Source organism: Paenibacillus sp. UMB7766-LJ446, assembly GCF_030226665.1.
Lineage (GTDB): Bacteria > Bacillota > Bacilli > Paenibacillales > Paenibacillaceae > Paenibacillus > Paenibacillus vandeheii.
The window spans coordinates 1-18,910 of sequence record NZ_JASOYM010000015.1; the positions used below are offsets into that span (position 1 = coordinate 1).

An 18,910-nucleotide genomic window follows, 5' to 3' on the forward strand; every position below is an offset into this window, starting at 1 on the left:
GATCAAACTCTCCAATAAAGTATTGAAAAGAGCGATATGCTCATTTTGAAACTGACGAGATTAAAAATCTCATTTATTTTTGCTTCGAAATCATACGGTCCGAAGACGTGTACTGATTTCTCAGCGTCGATCTTGCAAGCAAGATCGTTACTCACTCGTTGTTCAGTTTTCAAAGATCAAACTTGTTTCGTTACTAAGTTTCGTTCATCTCAGCAACTTTTATATCTTATCACATCCGAACCAACTTTGCAAGCTCTTTTTTTTAAGTTTCTTTCGAAGCTTAATTGTTTCGCTTGCCGCACCGTGTTTCTCGTGTTTTCTTGGCCGGACTTAGAATATACCATGTAGAAAAACTAATTGCAACCCTTAATTAATAATTAATATTAATTTATTTAAAACTATAACCCTGTTAAGAATCCCTATCTTAAAATGAAGTGATAATAGTTATTGTTCATAGTAAACTGAGTGTCTATTCGTTTTAACAAACACGATCAAGCAGCTTAAGGGATCATTACTTTTGTATCGCACATACTCAATAACCTCTATATACAGAGATAAGAAATCATGTTTCAGGAAATCTACATCTAATAGATAATAACTCTCTCTCCGTGAGAGATGGGTAATGACTCTAATATTTGTTCTTTCATATAATAGAATCGTTTTTGAAACAATAGACAGGATTGCAGATATCGCTAGCCAACTCCCCCCTCACCAGTTTCTCCACCTCAGCCCCTGAATCTTCCCATCATAACTGTATCGTAATACCGACCGTCCGCATGTCGTCTATCCTTTTTCAATGTCCCCTCTATTTCGAAGCCCATTCCCTTATAAAGCTCCATCGCTTTATCGTTCGTTCCTACCACGTTCAAGCTCATCTTCTCAATTCCATTTGTATCTGCCCACTCTATCGAAAGTGCAAGCAGTTTCTTGCCGATCCCGTAACCCCAGAACTTTTTCGATACGCAAACACCAAATTCAACCTTATGAGAAAATCGCTTTAGATCCACACCTTCACATCGGGAGTATCCTACAATTTGATCCTTTACGAGTGCGACGAGAAACAGGTTTCTCTTTCTTTCCGTGTCCAACCGGATTATTTCTTCAAATCCTGTCGGGTCAATGAACCCTTCACCTTGTTCGCGATCCATGTTCTCGGTTTCTCCATCCATCTGTACACGTAGTGAAGACAATGCCTTAGCATCCTGTTCCTCTGCGGACCTAATTGAATAGGTCAATCCTTTTACGTTAAACTCCTGTTGATCGATGATCATACGATATTATCCACCCAATCCACTTTATTTTTTGCCTAATCCTATTCATAGCTCTACCCGATTTCAGACGGACTCTTGCCCGTAAGCATCTTGAACACCTGACTGAAATACGTCGCGTTGCGAAACCCGGTCATCTCACTAACCTCGTAGACCATGTAATGCCCTGACTGTAACAGTTCCATCGCTCGTTGAATCCGGTACCCGTTCACATAACTTACAAAGTTCTCTCCAGTTACTCTTTTGAATAGCTGGCTCAAATATTTGGGGTGTACAAACAGGCCCTTGGCAATGCCTTCAAAACTGATCTCTTCAGCATAATTCATTTCAACGTACTGTTTCACCTGCTCCACCAGTTTATTGCTTTTTTTCTCGCCCATCTCTTTCCGTGTCTGTTCCATCCAGTTTTGAATAATGCCGTCCATCCAGCATATCAGATCCTGCAGCCCATATTTCGATTGAATTTCCCGCAAAAAATTACTCATCGCTACCGGCGGTGCCAGTGTAGGATAATGTCGGTTCCAGCTATGAATCAGCGTGTTGAACAGGCTCACCGCCACAACCTGCACATCCTGAATACTGGTACCACTCCCTTCATTCAGCAGATTGCGAATCTGAATCCATAATTCCTCTGCCAGATCGGTCCTCATATCCGCCCAGAACTCATTCCAATGTCGTAGCAATAGCGAATAATCCGTCACACTCGACGTAGAGGAATCTGTTGAATCATAACGATATACGCGGCTCCCACCCTGAAACTCTGCTTTTTCCAGCGCATCCCTGCTCTCCAGATAGGAGTCCATCACTTCACATAAGTGAACTTTGGACGTCCCAATCCCTGCACTCATTTCGATCTTGAGGTACGTAAAAATCTGATCAATCATCCGTTCAACAATCGACTCCATATGTTCTAGCAGATCCTTCTCACCAAATAGAAGCAGTACAAACACCTGATCCGAATAGTCCACGATCTCCACCTGGCATTCATTTAGTTGCGAAGTCTGCTCCCTGACGGTCTCCTGAATAATATCCGCTGCCCCATACCTTAATAGCTGCCAGTCCCGCTCTTTCATCCGTGTCAGAAATGCAGGCCGATACAGCTGCAAACTGATGGCGCGTACCTGAGCAGGCATACGAATACCCACATAATCCATACGCTCCGCAGGCAATTCCTCTTCCTTATAGCGAGTAGTTAACAGTTCATGGAGAAACAATTTGCGCAGATAGGGAACCACCCGCCCAATCTCCTGTTTGTACGTCCGCTCCAGCTGCTCATGCCGCTCACGCACATCCTGTTCCAGTAATACCTCACGCAAAACAGACTCAATCTCCTCCACTTCCGCGGGTTTCAGCAAAAAATGATTTACACCCCAGCGCATAGCCGCCCGGGCATTCTCGAATTCATCATATCCGCTAAGGATGATGATCGGCAGATATGGATGGTCCCGCCTCAATGTTTGCGTGACCTCAAGTCCCGTCATGCCTGGCATATAGACATCCGTCATCACCAGATCCGGACGCAGCCGATGGAACAGCTCCAATGCATCCATGCCATTGGAAGCCGTTCCTGCGATGCTAAGGCCAAGAGAGGGCCAATTAATATGGTCCGTTAATGCTTTTACAATATGTGGATCATCGTCTACAAGCATAATGGTTTTCATTCATTTTCACCGCCCAGCCAAAAGTTTAATTGCTCCTCCGTCTCAATGCGCGGCAGTGTAATGGTCACTTCTACCCCGCCTGATTCACCTGCACGTATATCAACACCATACCCGGCCCCACAATACAGCTGAATACGCTGATGTACATTTCGTATACCAATCCCAGACGTCTCTTCCAGCTTCCAATCTTCAGGCAGGCCCTGTCCGTTATCCATAATGCGAATGATGATTTTGGATGCGTGCGCAGACTTTCTGGGCGAACGATAGCCCATAGATTGGATGCCTTGTTCCGATGACTCTGGTGACTCGATGATAAGGCTGGTTGGCGAATCCTTCACCTCAGGTAAATGGCTGCTCTCCGATTCCCGCATATCCACCTGTATGCGAAGTTTTCCTTCCTTCGGGTGCCCATGCATGACCGCATTCTCGATAAAGGGCTGCAAAATGATTTTGGGAATGTAGCACCCGCGCACTAGCGGATCGATATGTTCCTGATAATCAATGGAAAACGGCAGCCGCTCGGACTGAATGCTGACGTAACAACGGGCATGCTCCAGCTCATCACGCACCCGGATAAATAGTTTGCCTCCGCTCAATCCAATACGTAAAAGTTTGCTTAGTTGCACAATCATACGGCTGATATCCTTGGCTTCATAATCGAGAGCACGCCAGTGAATCATGTCGAGTGTGTTGTAGAGAAAATGCGGTTTGATTTGCGCCTCCAGCAAACCGGTCTGAGCTTCACGCTTCGCGCGGCTCTCTTCCTTGACCTGGTCCATCAGCTCTGTCAGCTGTGAAGCCATATGGTTAAAACCATACGCCAAATGGGCATATTCCTCGGTGAACGAAAGCTGAACCCGGGTATTGAAGTCCCCTTTCTCCAGTTGCCTCATCCGTTTGATCAGCTGACGCAAGGGGCGGACAATCCGCCGCACGAACAAATACGCGAGTATCGCCGAGCATAATAACCCCAGTACGGCTATTCCAAGGACCTGCCATCCTGCCTGCCTCACAGGAGATAACAGTGTGTGCACAGGGATAGTCTGTAGCAGACGCCACTGAAGCATGGCAGGTCTTGAATATAGAACAAGCTGCGCCCCACCGGGCTTGCCGGAAACCACTTCAAATCCGTCCTCTCCATGTTCAACATGCTCCTGAATCCATGCACGATCTACAACCGGTTCACTTTCCCTAGCAGCAGATGCATTAATAGAAGAAAAAAGTTTGGAGGCTTCATTGGTTGAGCTCAACTCCCTACCAGACGCTACCTCTAAATTGTTATCGCCCATCTGCATGACGACGTTCCCTGCGGTATCCACCAACAGTACCTGTCCATCCAGCACCATGGGCAGATCCGCAAATCTGCGTACAATATCCTCGCGACTTAGGCGGATGAGCACGTAGGCCACCGTCCCGCCCCGGCTATCAAAGATTCGCTGGGCGTATCCGATTAGCGATTGGCCAGACTCATTTTCCCGCAGAGGTACCCAGGCCGCGTCCGCCTGCTGCAGTGCTGCAAACCATGAATCATCGGCAATCGTATCCACTGGATAGATGCGTTCAGCCATTGTGACGGTGACACCGTTGAAGGCATCCGTATACAACTCTATTGATGTAATGCCCTCACTGACTACCAACGTGTGCTCCAGTATTTTGGATACCTCGCGCCGTTGGTGAATCTGTGTCAGCCTTCCCGTTCCCTTTGTTTCCAGCAGATTGGACAGCTCACGGTTGCTCGCCAGAGCATAGGCCGTCCCTGTCACACCTGTAATAAAATCAAATCCCCGGCGTGTACTTTCGTTCAGGAGAGCCAGCCGCGCTTTGCTAATCTCGGTAAACGTGACGGCAGAGAATGACTGATATGCCAACCAGACAATAACAGAGACGAGCAGCAGGTTAAACGCAATAAAGCAAGTCACCATCAACGTGGAGAGCTTGCTTTGTTGCAGCTTTCGATTTAGGAATAGCGACAATCTTCGTTTCCGCATGTGGAATCAACTCGTTTCGTCTTGGAATTACCCTTTGAGCCCGGAGGTCGCGATTCCTTCCACGAAGTATTTTTGACACACGATAAATACGATAAAGCAAGGCACCAGCGACAGCACTGACATTGCAAACATTGGACCCCAATCGGATTGGGAGCTTGAATCGAGGAACAGGCGAAGGCCCAGCGGCACCGTGTATTTGCTGACATCACTCAGATAGATCAACTGACTGAAGAAATCGTCCCATGTCCACAAAAAGGTAAAGATCATGGTCGTTACCAGCGCCGGAAAGGCCAGTGGAATGATAATTTTGGTGTAGATTCGTACAGGACCACATCCATCAATCGTAGCCGCTTCATCCAGCTCTTTGGGCAATCCCCGGAAGAACTGGACCATTAGGAAAATGAAGAATGCATCAGTCGCCAACCATTTCGGCACGACCAAAGGCAGATACGTATTCACCCATTCCAGATGGTTAAACAGGATATATTGGGGGATTAACGTCACATGATGTGGCAACATGATCGTCATAAGCATCAAGCCAAAGCAAATCGCTTTGAACCGAAAATTCAATCGGGCAAAGGCGTATGCAGCCATCGAGCAAGAGATGACATTGCCAAGTACAGCGCCCAGCGACAGGACAACCGAGTTGGTTAGAAAACGAGAAAAAGGATTGCCCTGAATGCCCGTCCAGCCATTGATGTAATTTTGCCAATTCCATTCTTGCGGCCAGAACCAGGTTTCGGTGAAGATCATATGTCCCGGTTTGAAAGAACTGCCCAACATCCAGAGCACCGGATAAAGCATGACAAAGGCAATGCCCGAGATCAGTACATGTTTGGCGACTACCCATGCACCAGAGTTTCGTTGTCCAATCATGATTTTCCACCATCCTCATAGTGCACCCACAGCTTGCTGCTGCGGAATACCAGCAATGTAAAGACACCGATCAAGATTACCAGCACCCAGGCCATCGCCGATGCATAACCCATCTGGAAGAACGAAAAGCCTTTTTTGTACAGATATAGAGAGTACATTAATGTTGAATTGACAGGCCCCCCGCTGCCATTACTGATGACAAAAGCCTGAGTAAAGGACTGAAAGGACGTGATCAGCTGCATCACGAGATTGAAAAAGATCACCGGTGACAGAATTGGCAGTGTGATATAAAAGAATCGCCGGAGCGGTCCGGCACCGTCAACCGCAGAAGCTTCGTCATATTCAGGTGGAATCTGCTTCAAACCTGCCAGGAAAATAATCATCGACGATCCGAACTGCCATACCGACAGCAGCACGATGGAATACAGGGCATACTTCGGGTTGGCTACCCAATCAGGTGCTTTAATGCCGATCATGGCGAGCAAACCATTAAGAAGTCCGTCCCCGCCCAGCATTTTGCGCCACAGCATCGCAATGGCTACACTGCCCCCAAGCAGGGTTGGGATGTAATACACCGTACGGTAGATGCCAAGCCCGCGAATGCCCTTGTTCAACAGCATTGCCACCAGCAGGGCAAAGATTAGCTTGATCGGAACGGATACGGCGACATACGTAAATGTGACTTTGAGCGATTGAATGAATAGCTTATCCGATGTAAACATCGTAGTGTAGTTATCCAGACCGACCCAGGAAGGGGCAGCCAGGATACTGTAGTCGGTGAACGAAATATATAAGGAAACGAGCATCGGGCCAAGTGTCAGAAACAATAAACCAACCAGCCATGGGGCCAGGAACAGAAGCGCTGCTCCATTATGGGCATATCTCCGTTTCACCCGCCGGGCTGCCACACGCTCGGTTCGGGCTTGAGTGACCTGTGTTGTACTCATCTTCGCAACCTCCCCGCGGAATATGAAGTATGGAACCGTTCAAGTGTCATTGACTCGACGCAAGTGTCGCTTTGGCACCTTCAATAAACTGCGCAATTACATCCGGTGTGTTGCTTTGACCAAAGGCGATCTGCTCGCTTGCACTTTTGAAGCTGGTATCCACTTCGGAAAAACCTTGCGGGTAGGGTGGATCAATCTCACTGGAGTTTTTCGAAACGACATCGATAAATTGGAAGATCGCTTGCTCCGCTTCGGGCAGCGCAGGCTGCATCTTCTCACGGATGCTGGAATTGACGGGTACTCCGCGCTCCGAACCGAGAATAGCAGTAGCTTCGGGATCATTCACCATGAAGTCGATAAACATCGCCACTTCCTTCGTATGCTTCGTTTTGCCATAACCGGACAGGAACTGGCCCGCTTTCAGGTATTCACCGATTTGCTTTTCATCCACACCATGCGGAAGCACTTGTATCCCGAGCTTATGATCCTGATTTTTGTTTACCTGCTGGAACGTCAGCAATTGGTTAGACCAGGCAAAATCCATAGCTGCTGTACCAAGCGAAATCGGGCGCGTTTCGAGTGCATTCGTTGTGGATGCCGTCACTTCTGCAGAGGTCGCACCCCCGTTCTCACGAAGTGCCCCCCACATGTCAAACCATTGCTGAAGCTCTTCACTGGTAGCTGTCAGCGTCCCGCCATCAAATAGGCCCTTGCCTGTTTGCCGGATAAAAACTTCAAACATGTTGGTGGTTCCCGAAACATCTGCCGAACCGTAGAAACCGTCACCCTTCTCTGCTGCAATCTTGGCAGCGATATCGCTAAAATCCTTCCATGTCCAGCTTTCCTGCGGCTCCTCGATCCCGAGCTCCTTGAATACGGTCGCGTCGTAGATGACACCTGGTGCATTTACACCTAATGTAATTGCGTATAATTTATCGTCAATTGATCCGGCTTTGAGCATGCTCTTGTCATGATCGTCTGTACGCAGCTCTTTGCTCTCTGCATATGGGGTCAGGTCAAGTAAAGCACCACGCCGGGCAAAATCGGTAAGAAAAGCATAATCCATCTGTATGATATCCGGCGCATTGGAACCGGCTACCTGTGTGGTCAGTTTGTCAAAGTATCCGTCCCAACCGGAATATTCCGGTTTGATGGTAATGCCAGGGTGTTTCTCCTCAAACAGCTTGATCACTTTGGTCGTGAGATCGTGGCGAGTCTGCGACCCCCACCAGGTCATACGAAGTTCAATTTTGCCGGAAGCCTCACCATCATCCCCTCCTTCATTGGAGGAAGCAGATGGTCCTGAAGATCCTCCGGAACAGGCTGTAGCGAACATTAACAGGGATAGGCAGAACAGGGTTACCCACTTTTTGGTATTCAACATGAATGAATTTCCTCCCCTTTTGCTATTGTGGAATCGCTTACAAAACTATTGTAACGGCCTATGGCTGCTCATGACATAAACAAAAGTAAGCTTTCCTGTCAAAAAAGTAAGGGGTTGGGACAAAGGTCCATTCAATCGAGCATTTGCATAAATCCAAAGATCGCCTTTCATTCGGCAAGATATAGATGGATATTCATAGTGATTAAATAACCACCAGGAATGATGCCCCGGTGGTTATCATATATACTGCAATCTTTATACAGCGGGCCGTGCCTTGCTACATCTCAACGATGGTCCTTTACTGATTTTACTGACCCATTCAGGATTGCGTCACAGGAGTTGATGACACCTTATGCTGAGCCAGATGTTTCTTCATCTTCGCTACCTCGGTTCCTGCCAGCATCATAATGCCAATTCCGTGATTGTCATTCGTCACCGTGAGCAGGTCTTTATTGTAGTAATCTGCGGTAAAGGCATATCTTGATCCACTGCACACACCATGTACATTTCCATGACGGTCAATCGCTTTACAGGTCAATCCGTTCCAAGCCCGCTCAGCAGCTTCAATGTAACGCGCAGGTTGATCTAACCAGCCAAAACGCACTCCCCGTGCAAAACCATAGGCAAACATCGCGGTACAGGAGGCCTCCTGGTATGTTTCCGAATCATTCAATACCTGACGCCATAATCCACCCTCTCCTTGCAGAGCTGCATATCCTTCACATAATTCATTGAAGAAGGCAATTAAAGCCGGACGCTCTGGGTGCTCTGCCGGCAAAGCATCCAATACCTCAGACAACGAAAAGAGTGTCCATCCGTTTCCCCGTCCCCACGGAATCTGTGTCGCCTGTCCATATTTGAAATCGTATACGTGAGACATGATCTTGAAATCCGGCATGAACAAATACTTCCGATACAGTAAAAATTGTCTGGCCGCTTCATCCAATGGCGACATATCCCCTGTCAGTTGGGCATACCGCACGAGAAACGGTGTGCTCATATAAAGGTCGTCTGCCCACATGGTGTTCTCGGCAAATTCTCCGATACACTCGCGGTAAAATGCACCGTCTGGCTGTCGTTCCAACCGTGTCAGCATAAAATCCGCAATCCGATCCGCAATAGGCAAGAACGTCGGCTCCTGACATTCTGAATAAGCCTCCAGCATCGCAGAGCCAAACGAGCCACAGTTATCCAGCATTTTCAGCATAACCAACTGCTGGTTAACCGCCGGGAAACCATACTGATCCCTATCCCATAATGAGTACTCATCCATTCGAGTGCACGCCTGCACATGATCTGCGGCATAACGCGTAATATCAGGTCGCTGCAAATAACGTCCGGTCTGCAACAGACCATACACGGTGACACCCAATGGGTAGTCCCAGCGACCATAGTTGGTCACACTGCCTACTGTCCATTTGTTACTGAGCATTGCATTTTCATAATAAGGTCGTATCCACGCATCCGGCCTGTCCAGCTGCCAATACACGCGTCCATTTTGTGCCCGATAGCTACCGGTTTCTTCTCGGTTATCCTGCATTATACTTCCTTTATACACCCGATCTGTACGCATCAGATCCTGCAAATCAGGTTCGATCTCCTCCGATTTAAAAGGGCCGAGATATAACCACAACTCTCCGGAAGCTCCGTGCACACGCTGAGGAAGCTCCAGCTCCAGTTGCTCTCCATTCACCGTTGCGTTTATAACAAAATCCCATAGCCCAGCCGTATCACTACATTCACTGCGAACCAACAGGTCGTTCCGTCCAAAAGATGCGGGTATCTCCACGTCGAATGGACCCGCTCCCTTTAATTGAAACGCCAATTCGCCGTTCAGCCATACATTCAGTGGCCCGGAAGATTGACCAGTCAAACGGATGGCGCAATCGCTTGAATCCTTGTTGATTAACCGTGTCCACGCATAAATTCGCTGACCAGGAAGATGTCCGTACATTCGCTCAAGTGTCGGTTGCGTCTGCTTTTCCGCTGACCATTGCGGTTCTGGCAGCCACTCCAGTCTGTGATTCTCTTCTTTTCCGAGCAAGTTCCATTCTGATTGACTGTCCTCCGCTATTTCGCATGTATGGTCCAGGTTAAACGAGAACGTTTCTTCCGAATTTACAGGTTTGGAATACACCCATCCGGCCTGTCCCTGTCTCTCCTGGAAAGGAGCGAGCACATTCAGAATGCGCACTTTCCCCTCGTCCGAGCCAAACTGACATCCAAAGCCCGCAGGTGTAGACTTCATCTCCAGCAACAACGTATTCCAGCCCGGCTTAATGTCGATTCCCAGCTTCACGGTCGCGTCCAGGCTGATCTCATCCATTACTGTGGAGCGATATACCAATTGCTCGTTAAAATAGAAGCGAACCGGTCCATAACAGCGGACCAGCACATCCAGATTTCGATCTTCATCCCCCCAAACCAGCGCTGCGGCGTAGGAAACCTGACCTTTTGGGGCATCAGGGAAGCGATTGTTCAAATTCAGATCATACAGACCTTTTTCGTTTTGTAAAATACCAGACTTCTGGAATACCCGATATACAAAATCAGCCTGCGCATTGGCCCCAATATACCTCTCAGCCAGCACCTTCAGTACTTGATCCTGATCTTCCCCGAATCGATAATACATGCTCTGCGGTTCACTAAAATACGTTGTCATTGAATGCCCACATCCCTCTCTGTTATCATACAAGGTATAGCGCTTAACCTTCGTGAGAATTTCCCTTGTTGAAGGGGTCACGATGGCTTGTTAACCTTCAGAACAGACGAATAATAATCCAAGTATAACTGACATGCTCTATAGTGGCTACAGATTTTTGATTACGCTTACAAATAAATAATTGTGTTTTCAGTCTGACGGTAAAACAATACAACGGACTACATCGTTGTAGTCCGTCTCATTTAAATTGCACTTATCCGAAAATATCAAAGTTAACGAATAGCTTCCCGGTTTCTTCATATACGGATTTCGTTAATCCTTCGCCGTCAGCATCAACGCGAATGTTCAAATCATATAGACCTTTTGTCTCATTCATCTTTTTGCCCAATTGCAAAGTAATACGTGTGCCGGATTGTACACTTACTTTAATCTTAAGCGTATGACCATCATTGCTGATCTGACTGCTATCAATCGTATAAGACTCACCATCAAGTACATAAGAATCATTTACGCTAAACTGGAAAGCATCCGTAGAGTACTCAATTATGCCGTCCACAAAATCTTCCCCTACTTCGTAGTTTAAAGAAAATGGAGCATTCTCATATTGAACCTGAAGATACTTGGTTTTTGCGTTGCTTGAGTCGAAACCAAAATTATTGGACCCTATAGTCGGCACGTCTACTGGCATCTCTCCTTTCACCAGCGTAAATGCCAGCACATGTGATGCATCCTTAGGCGACTCATTACCTGCTGAATCCTTGGCGGTAACCACATACTTGTAGTCTCCCGGAATCAAATTTTCCAACTTGGTAAGCGCAAGAGAACCATCCGCTTTGCTTTTGGCAAGGGGAATTCCTTCGTCCAACTCTCCTTCATCCACGACACCGTTCGTATTCGCATCAGTCCATCTATAGAAAGTTACAACGGCTCCTTCTTCGCTGACTGCTCCAGGATCGCCCTGAACTTGATCCCAGGTTGTGCTGTAATTATCGATAATGCTAAATTTACTTACATCGACCATCGGTGCTGTTATATCCGCAGGCACAGATGGACTCGTACTTTCGCCACCACTTCCACTCGATGATGACCCGTTATTATTCCAACTGATAGATGGGGATGGAGTAGGCACAGGCGTTGGTGTTACCTCTGGTGTTGGTGTCGGTACTGGTTCAGGTTGTGGTGCAGGTTGTGGAGCAGGTTGTGGAGCAGGTGTTTCCTTTATCGTTTGCAGTAATCGGGAAGCCGTCAATGCTGCAGCTTGACGATCCGCTTGCAAAGCCGGTTTGAACATGTTGTTTTGATCACCGATAATGAATCCAGCTTCGAGCGCCGCTCCAACTGCATCTTTCGCATACTCCGAGATACTTGCGCTGTCCTTGAATGTTAACAAAACACCTTTGCCCGATACATCCGTTCCCATCGCCCTCATCAAAGTTACGACCATATCCTGTCTGGATAATGTCTGGCCACTCCCGAATTTCCCGCTTCCCATGCCTTTAAAAATGCCTGCTTGGTATACCGCTTCAACAGAAGCATAGGCATAGCTGGTCACAGGAATGTCTGTAAATGTCGGATTGGATGGAGCATTATTGGTTACATCCAGCTTTAACGTCTTGGCAATCAGGATGGCAAAATCCTGTCTGGTGATCATACCTGACGGATTAAATCGACCATCACTGAATCCGGCGATAATTCCTTCAGTTTGCAACTCTACAATGGCATCCTTGGCGTAGGATCTATCGATATCGGTAAATGATACTGCGGCGTTAGCCTGTGTCGTCCACAAAGATGTTGTCAACAAGGATGCCGCGAGAATCGAGCTGATGAAATGATTTTTTCTCAAAAGAGTGCTCCCCCTCAAAATCTAATGGAAAATTACTAAAATAATATGGACATGTACGATAATCCACATTATATAGAGGGGCTCTGAACCGATTCTGAACAAACATGAGTCTTTTGTATAACAGTCTGCCAAAGGCTGAAAATAAAAAACCTCCGACTGCACTTTCCTTTAAGGAAGTGAGCGGAGGCTTTCGTTTCATTTTGATAAAAAAATCGTGTACAAGAGTGTCTTCGTGTTAAATTTCCACAGCTACGCCGTAATGGTCAGAGACCACAGGGCCGTTCTTTCCATTGAGAACCACAGTCGAGGACTTGGCCTGTACAGGTCGGTTGGAGAAAATATAATCTATACGCAGATCGCGTTTATTATCCGCCCAGCCAGCAATGGCTTTGACCACGGTCGCTCCATCATCCTTTTGCAAAGCTGTTGTGTACAGGTCATTCCAGCCTTTGCCAATCATGTAGTCGTATCCTTCCCCGCGGACTTCTGCCACATTATTAAAGTCACCCATAATATACAACGGCTGGTCCATGTATGGAGCAAGCTTGCTCTCGGTCAGTTCCCACTGGCCTTTAAAAGGTTCCTGATCATCATTCCACCAGTTATAATGTCCATTCACAAACCAAGTCGCTTCACCTTCAACCACTGTCTGTATTCCGACAATTTTACGTGTCCGGTAGTTGTCATAATCCCTCATGTGGGATACATATTCACCAAAAGCCTGTGAGATCGGTGTCCGGCTCAGGATCGCCAAGCCTTCATCGTATATGCTAAAGCCGACATGTGTCGGAATCCATGTCCAGTAATATTGCTCAGATAGCTGCCGGAGCAGAACGTAGGCATAATTATCTTTTTTAATAACAGCTTCGGAATCCGCTGCGTAGTAATGTTTCAGTTCCTCGGCGGACAGCAGCTCCTCCTGCATGGATTGATTGACCTCCTGCAGAGATATCACATCGAATTGATGTTTATTGATAAAATCGGCCAGCTGACTAATCTTGTTCAATTGATCCTCTTCCACCCAAGCATGTGTATTTAACGTAAGTATTTTCATATGCTCTCTCCTGTTGATTGAAATTTGGTCGGCGTCCCGCCTGCATTGTTCCTGAAAGGAATACATACCCTAAGCATACACAATACGAGGCTTTTTCGCATGGTTTCTGGTAGAAAGTAGAGAACAGCACTCTTGGATTTCCCTTGTCAAAAAGTCTCTTCCAAGTTCTCAGAACCGATGCACGGAGCACACGATAACTGATATGATGGATATATGAAATGTACACCATTACGTCAAGACGTGGTGATGACTGAACCTATGATTTCCCCAGGAGATGGAATGATGAACATACCTAATGACATGAAAATGGATGATGCGCAGTGGCAACAGCTGATCAGGCAGGTCGCCGAGCATTTTAACAACCTGACGATTATGCGTGGATTCCAATATTATAAGCAGAAACGCGTCGGACCATTAACCTACACCGAACAAGGCGGGATTTTGGCTGAAGTGCAAGGCTCAAATGACTATGAGGTAACCCTGAGCTTGCCATCGCTAAACACCAGTCACTGTACCTGTCCGGTTGGTTCTCGCTGCAAACATATGATAGCCGTTCTAATGGGTTACGCGGAGCAACTGGGGCGACCTGTACACGGCATTGTGAACGCACACTCCAGTACGGCACTGAAACAGGCTCCAAAGCCTGCCGCTATAGCAACTCCGGGACGTTCCGATTACACTTCTCACGAAGAGGATCTCACCATCCCTGATAATCAGTATAGCCAGATCAAGGAACGTGCAACAGAACTTGCCGAACTTGAGATTGCGGAATGGCATGAACTGTTTCGGGCATGCCTCAAACGATTAGGAACAGGCACGCCAAGTACATCGTATGTGCAGGCCGCATTGGACGAGCTCTATTCCATCAAACCTAAGCTGTCCGCTGGCATGGACCAGTTATTTGAGCTGCATGTTCAGTTGTACCTGATTCGTTTCTGTGTGCCTGGCCGCAACTCAATCACACATACACCTGTGTATCTGAGCTATCCTGCCCAACTTGCCGTGGATGCGCTCCAGAAAGGGTTGGAACAGATCCTTAGCCGTCCGCTGGATCTCTCCGGTCTGAAAGGCACGAAGCTTGAACAGCATTGGAATCGGCTTGAGGAAACCTCTGCGTACCTGCGTACGCAGATGATATCCGAGACATCCAGCATGATGTTCTTTACGCCAATCTATCGACAGCTTTGGTTAAACTGGATCGTACCTCATCTTCTGGAAAACCGGAAAACGCTGGAGTCAGAGTTGGAGTTTCTACAGGAAATGGAGAACGGCCTAACCTCTGCTTCCAAACCGGATAAACCTGGTGAGAGCGTGCTGAGCGTAGCAAATCTGACCGCAAACGGGAGCGGTGCGCCGATTAAATCGATCACCCTGCCCTTGCCACTGGTGTTGGCACAGAGCTGGATGTATTTCCATTTGGGACAAGATGAACAGGCTTGGCAACGATTAACCAGCGGAAGCTCGGCATATGGCATTCCGCCGGAGCATCTGCTGCATTTTCTTCACGTACTTGCAGATTCCTCGGACTGGAAACGGCTGGGCGAGTGGTTAGTTCAGCTTGGACCTCTGCTAGCGAACCGGCGTAACTCCCCTCTGAATGATTACATGCAGTTGTGGGACACAGCCATTCATCATCTGCCTGCTGTAGAGCACCGCATGTGGAACACACTGGTCAGCATGCTGCCTCATTCCCGTCCGGCTTATGAAGAAGCGATGCATTCCCGGGGACAGTGGCGGCGATGGATGGATTTTCAACTGAGCACGGGGACAGAGCCACTTGAATTCCGTGTCGCTGTGCTACAGCCGATTGAGAAGGAGGCACCCGAATTACTGCTTCCTTTCTACCATCAGGCAGTGGATCGTTATATCGGGCACAAAAACAGGGACGGTTACAAAGCAGCAGTGAAGCTGTTGAAGCGGCTGTCCAAAATTTATAAAAAATTGAAGCAGGAAGAGCACTGGGAGCAGTTTATCACCACATTGGCCGTTCGCAATAGCCGACTGCGCGCCCTACAGGAAGAGCTTCGGAAAGGTAAGTTGATCTCATGAGCCTAATGCACCCTTACACCGAAACGATTGAGGTCCATGTTGCATTGACCGGATACGGGGATGCCCTGTTCTATGGAGCGCTGAACACCCATCATTTTGTAACAGGACAATCGCTTAAGCAGCGATTATTTGCTTGGCATGCCCCTTCCTTCTACGGAACAGAACTGGAAACGAGACAGCTCGAAGAGATTGAACTGGTTGTACTGCCTGCGGAAGAAGTCATTCCTTTCTTCAGCGAAATGCACACCCTGCTTCATATTGAATGGAAATGGGACGAGCAGGCAGAGCATTTGATCCGGTTGGCCCCAGTACTTGCAGCGTCGATTGAAAATCGTAAATACATCCCCAGCTTCACCTCATTTCGTTCGGGACAACTGCAATGGACCTGGGACCCGGACAGCTTGAAAAAGCAGGATCGAACCGCTCTTGGCAAAGCCCTGGAACAGTCGGATGAGAGCTATGCCGAAGGGCTGAGCGCTGCTTATTCGGCCTCCGTATTCCAACGATGGTACAGCACGGAGGAAGCCGCTACCGATCTGCGACGCGAATTCCCGCAGTTGTTTCCACAAAGCGGAACGACTCCGCAAACAGCCGGCATGGATGCACAATCCTGGCTGGTGTCCATCGGCTGGAAAGCAGACGCAGCCCCATTCCGTCCGCTCCTGCAATTGTTGGAGCCGGAGGAGGATGAACCGTCATGGCGGCTGCGGCTGGTATTGCAGAATAAACTGGATGCAGCCGTACTTGTTCCCGTGCGGCTGGATTCACGCGGTCGGTTGGAAGGTGAATGGCCGGAGGTGTGGACGCCGTTCATCCTTGATCGTTCGGCAGGATGGCTGGAACAGCTGCGTGCACATCTGCCCCGAATTCGCCGCTCCATCAGCGGAAGCCGGGATGTGCTGAGTGATCCATTGGGAGATCAGGATGCTTGGCTGTTCCTGACGCAAGACAGCGGACGACTGCTCGAAGCCGGATGGCAAGTGCTGCTTCCGGGGTGGTGGGAAGCTGCACGCAAGAAGAAACCCAAGCTGCGTGCGAAAGTGAAACCGGAGGAAGGCAGCGATCGGGGACAGTCGTTCTTCGGACTGGACTCGATCATTCATTTTGACTGGCGGATTGCGATTGGGGATACGGATCTTAGCGAGGAAGAATTCGCTGATCTCGTGGCCCGTAATGAACGGCTGGTCCGCTTCCGTGGAGAATGGGTCCCCCTCGATCCGGCCTTGCTTGAGCAGATTCGCCGGGCCATGGGCGGTGTGGATCAGGAACAGGGCCTGTCGTTTCAGGATATTTTGCACCTGCATCTGCTGCACAACGAGCAGCGCGAATATCGTAACCAGAAGCGCAAGGAAGGACAGGAGGATCAGGAAGAGGAACAGCCTCAATCCAGCGAGAACATTCGACTTGAGGTGGAACTGAACGAACACCTGAACCGGGTCATCGCACAGCTTGGCGGCGGGCAAGGCGGCGCTCCTTCCCTGCCTGTTCCGGCAGGATTGCATGCTGAGCTGCGTTCTTATCAGAAGGAAGGCTTCGCCTGGCTTGGATTCCTGCGCAGATTCGGTCTCGGAGCTTGTCTTGCAGACGACATGGGACTCGGAAAAACGATTCAGTTCATTACGTATTTACTTCATCTCAAAGAGCATGAGCAGCGCTTGCCTGGGCAGGCCCCAGCCCTTCTCGTCTGCCCGACTTCCGTGCTCGGAAACTGGCAAAAAGAGATTAGCCGCTTTGCTCCCTCTATTCATGTCAGTCTGCATTATGGAGCTCGCAGACTGAGCGGAGAGGAATTCCAGGCACAGACTCAACAGGTGGACATCATCATTACCTCCTATGCAACAGCTACGCTGGATCAGGAAATGTTGCAGTCATATACGTGGGCATCGATCTGTCTGGATGAAGCGCAAAATATTAAAAATGCTCAAACGAAGCAATCCATGGCAGTGCGCAGCTTCCCTGCAAAACACCGTATTGCACTGACAGGTACACCGATTGAAAATCGGCTATCCGAGCTGTGGTCCATCTATGATTTTATTAATCCAGGCTATCTGGGCAGCGCTAGGGCATTCCAGACTCGGTTTATCAGTGCGATTGAGAAGGATAAGGACGAGCAGCGCATGCAGGATTTGCAGCAGCTGGTAAAACCATTCATGCTGCGCCGCAAGAAAAAAGATCCGAATATTCAACTCGATCTGCCGGATAAAAACGAAATGAAAACCTATATTCACCTTACGGGTGAACAAAGTGCCCTGTATGACCAGTCCGTTCAAGAACTGATGGACAAAATGAAAGAGCTGGAAGGCATTAAGCGCAAAGGCGCCATTCTCTCTGCCTTAACCCAGCTTAAGCAGTTGTGTGATCATCCTTTGCTGCTGACCAAAGAAGCCTTGCCCGAAACGATTTCCTCAGAAGGCTCTGTAACAGCATATGACCTGTACAGTCCTCAGGACATGGCCATGCTAATCAGTCGGTCCGCGAAGCTGGAACGACTGATGGAACTGGTCCGCGAACTGCGGGACGAGGGCGAACGCTGTCTGATTTTCACCCAATACATCGGCATGGGACAGATGCTGCAGCAGGTATTGAGACAAGAGTTGCAGGAGCCTGTGCTGTATCTGCATGGGGGTACGTCCAAGACAGCAAGGGATCGCATGATTGACGAGTTCCAATCGCGGACGTTGCCTGCGGCAGAGCAGCCATCGGTCTTTATTCTGTCCATCAAAGCAGGCGGCGTGGGCTTGAACCTGACCGCAGCGAATCATGTATTCCATTTTGACCGCTGGTGGAACCCTGCCGTGGAAAATCAGGCTACGGACCGCGCCTATCGAATGGGACAGACGAAGGATGTGCAGGTGCACAAATTCATCTCGCTGGGCACACTCGAAGAACGCATTGACGAGATGCTGGAGAGTAAGCAGCAGCTCAGCGATAATATTATCACCAGCTCTGAAAATTGGATTACGGAGCTATCGACGGATGAGCTGCAGAATCTGTTCACCCGGCGCCGCGACTGGTCGAGTTAACTCCAGATTAGATTGATGCAACATTCGTAACCCTGTAAATCGTAAAATACAAAAAGAGCGAAGTGTCGGAAATGAATTCCGCCTTCGCTCTTTTTGTACCTTAACCCTTGACCTTTCACTTGCAACCTTCAATGGTTAGGGTCGTTTAAGTAAGA

General features: G+C 48.5%; 11 protein-coding genes. 2 read left to right on the forward strand and 9 right to left on the reverse strand.

Features of this window, described 5'->3' with window-relative positions; all coding sequences use genetic code 11:
* Positions 1-725 precede the first annotated feature (725 nt).
* From QP794_RS27695 to QP794_RS27735, 9 genes are all read right to left on the reverse strand, one after another.
* Positions 726-1,271, reverse strand: a complete 546-nt coding sequence (locus QP794_RS27695) for a GNAT family N-acetyltransferase (protein WP_285079961.1) — start codon at positions 1,269-1,271, stop codon at positions 726-728.
* A gap of 53 nt (positions 1,272-1,324) precedes the next feature.
* On the reverse strand, positions 1,325-2,929 hold the full coding sequence (locus tag QP794_RS27700; protein WP_285079962.1) for a response regulator: 1,605 nt from the start codon (positions 2,927-2,929) through the stop codon (positions 1,325-1,327).
* Positions 2,926-4,917: a cache domain-containing sensor histidine kinase gene (locus QP794_RS27705; RefSeq protein ID WP_285079963.1), complete on the reverse strand. Its 1,992-nt coding sequence runs from the start codon at positions 4,915-4,917 to the stop codon at positions 2,926-2,928. The genes QP794_RS27700 and QP794_RS27705 overlap by 4 nt, the downstream gene beginning before the upstream one ends.
* Before the next feature lie 27 nt (positions 4,918-4,944).
* Complete coding sequence (locus QP794_RS27710) at positions 4,945-5,793, reverse strand: carbohydrate ABC transporter permease (protein ID WP_285079964.1); 849 nt, start codon at positions 5,791-5,793, stop codon at positions 4,945-4,947.
* Positions 5,790-6,740, reverse strand: a complete 951-nt coding sequence (locus tag QP794_RS27715) for a carbohydrate ABC transporter permease (RefSeq protein ID WP_285079965.1) — start codon at positions 6,738-6,740, stop codon at positions 5,790-5,792. Before QP794_RS27715 ends, QP794_RS27710 begins: the two co-directional genes overlap by 4 nt.
* A 46-nt stretch (positions 6,741-6,786) precedes the next feature.
* Positions 6,787-8,124: an ABC transporter substrate-binding protein gene (locus QP794_RS27720; protein ID WP_285079966.1), complete on the reverse strand. Its 1,338-nt coding sequence runs from the start codon at positions 8,122-8,124 to the stop codon at positions 6,787-6,789.
* Between the two features lie 319 nt (positions 8,125-8,443).
* Positions 8,444-10,786 (reverse strand): glycoside hydrolase family 88/105 protein, encoded by a 2,343-nt coding sequence (locus QP794_RS27725; protein ID WP_285079967.1) that lies wholly within the window; start codon positions 10,784-10,786, stop codon positions 8,444-8,446.
* A 253-nt stretch (positions 10,787-11,039) separates the two neighbouring features.
* Complete coding sequence (locus QP794_RS27730; RefSeq protein WP_285079968.1) at positions 11,040-12,629, reverse strand: S-layer homology domain-containing protein; 1,590 nt, start codon at positions 12,627-12,629, stop codon at positions 11,040-11,042.
* A 235-nt stretch (positions 12,630-12,864) separates the two neighbouring features.
* The gene (locus QP794_RS27735) at positions 12,865-13,683 is read right to left on the reverse strand and encodes an endonuclease/exonuclease/phosphatase family protein (protein ID WP_285079970.1); all 819 of its coding nucleotides are present in this window, start codon (positions 13,681-13,683) and stop codon (positions 12,865-12,867) included.
* 279 nt (positions 13,684-13,962) lie between these two features.
* Here QP794_RS27735 and QP794_RS27740 point away from each other — a divergent pair, with 279 nt between their 5' ends.
* Positions 13,963-15,732: an SWIM zinc finger family protein gene (locus QP794_RS27740; RefSeq protein ID WP_285079971.1), complete on the forward strand. Its 1,770-nt coding sequence runs from the start codon at positions 13,963-13,965 to the stop codon at positions 15,730-15,732.
* A gap of 5 nt (positions 15,733-15,737) precedes the next feature.
* Entirely contained in the window at positions 15,738-18,755 is a 3,018-nt protein-coding gene (locus QP794_RS27745) for a DEAD/DEAH box helicase (RefSeq protein WP_285080081.1), read from the forward strand.
* Positions 18,756-18,910: the final 155 nt, after the last annotated feature.

Excerpts from the sequence above, each read along its gene's own strand:
- QP794_RS27695 (WP_285079961.1), bottom strand. The coding sequence starts at position 1,271 with ATGATCATCGATCAACAGGAGTTTAACGTAAAAGGATTGACCTATTCA.
- QP794_RS27720 (WP_285079966.1), bottom strand. The coding sequence starts at position 8,124 with ATGTTGAATACCAAAAAGTGGGTAACCCTGTTCTGCCTATCCCTGTTA.
- QP794_RS27710 (WP_285079964.1), bottom strand. The coding sequence starts at position 5,793 with ATGATTGGACAACGAAACTCTGGTGCATGGGTAGTCGCCAAACATGTA.
- QP794_RS27745 (WP_285080081.1), top strand. The coding sequence starts at position 15,738 with ATGCACCCTTACACCGAAACGATTGAGGTCCATGTTGCATTGACCGGA.
- QP794_RS27705 (WP_285079963.1), bottom strand. The coding sequence starts at position 4,917 with ATGCGGAAACGAAGATTGTCGCTATTCCTAAATCGAAAGCTGCAACAA.
- QP794_RS27735 (WP_285079970.1), bottom strand. The coding sequence starts at position 13,683 with ATGAAAATACTTACGTTAAATACACATGCTTGGGTGGAAGAGGATCAA.
- QP794_RS27700 (WP_285079962.1), bottom strand. The coding sequence starts at position 2,929 with ATGAAAACCATTATGCTTGTAGACGATGATCCACATATTGTAAAAGCA.
- QP794_RS27715 (WP_285079965.1), bottom strand. The coding sequence starts at position 6,740 with ATGAGTACAACACAGGTCACTCAAGCCCGAACCGAGCGTGTGGCAGCC.
- QP794_RS27725 (WP_285079967.1), bottom strand. The coding sequence starts at position 10,786 with ATGACAACGTATTTTAGTGAACCGCAGAGCATGTATTATCGATTCGGG.
- QP794_RS27740 (WP_285079971.1), top strand. The coding sequence starts at position 13,963 with ATGATGAACATACCTAATGACATGAAAATGGATGATGCGCAGTGGCAA.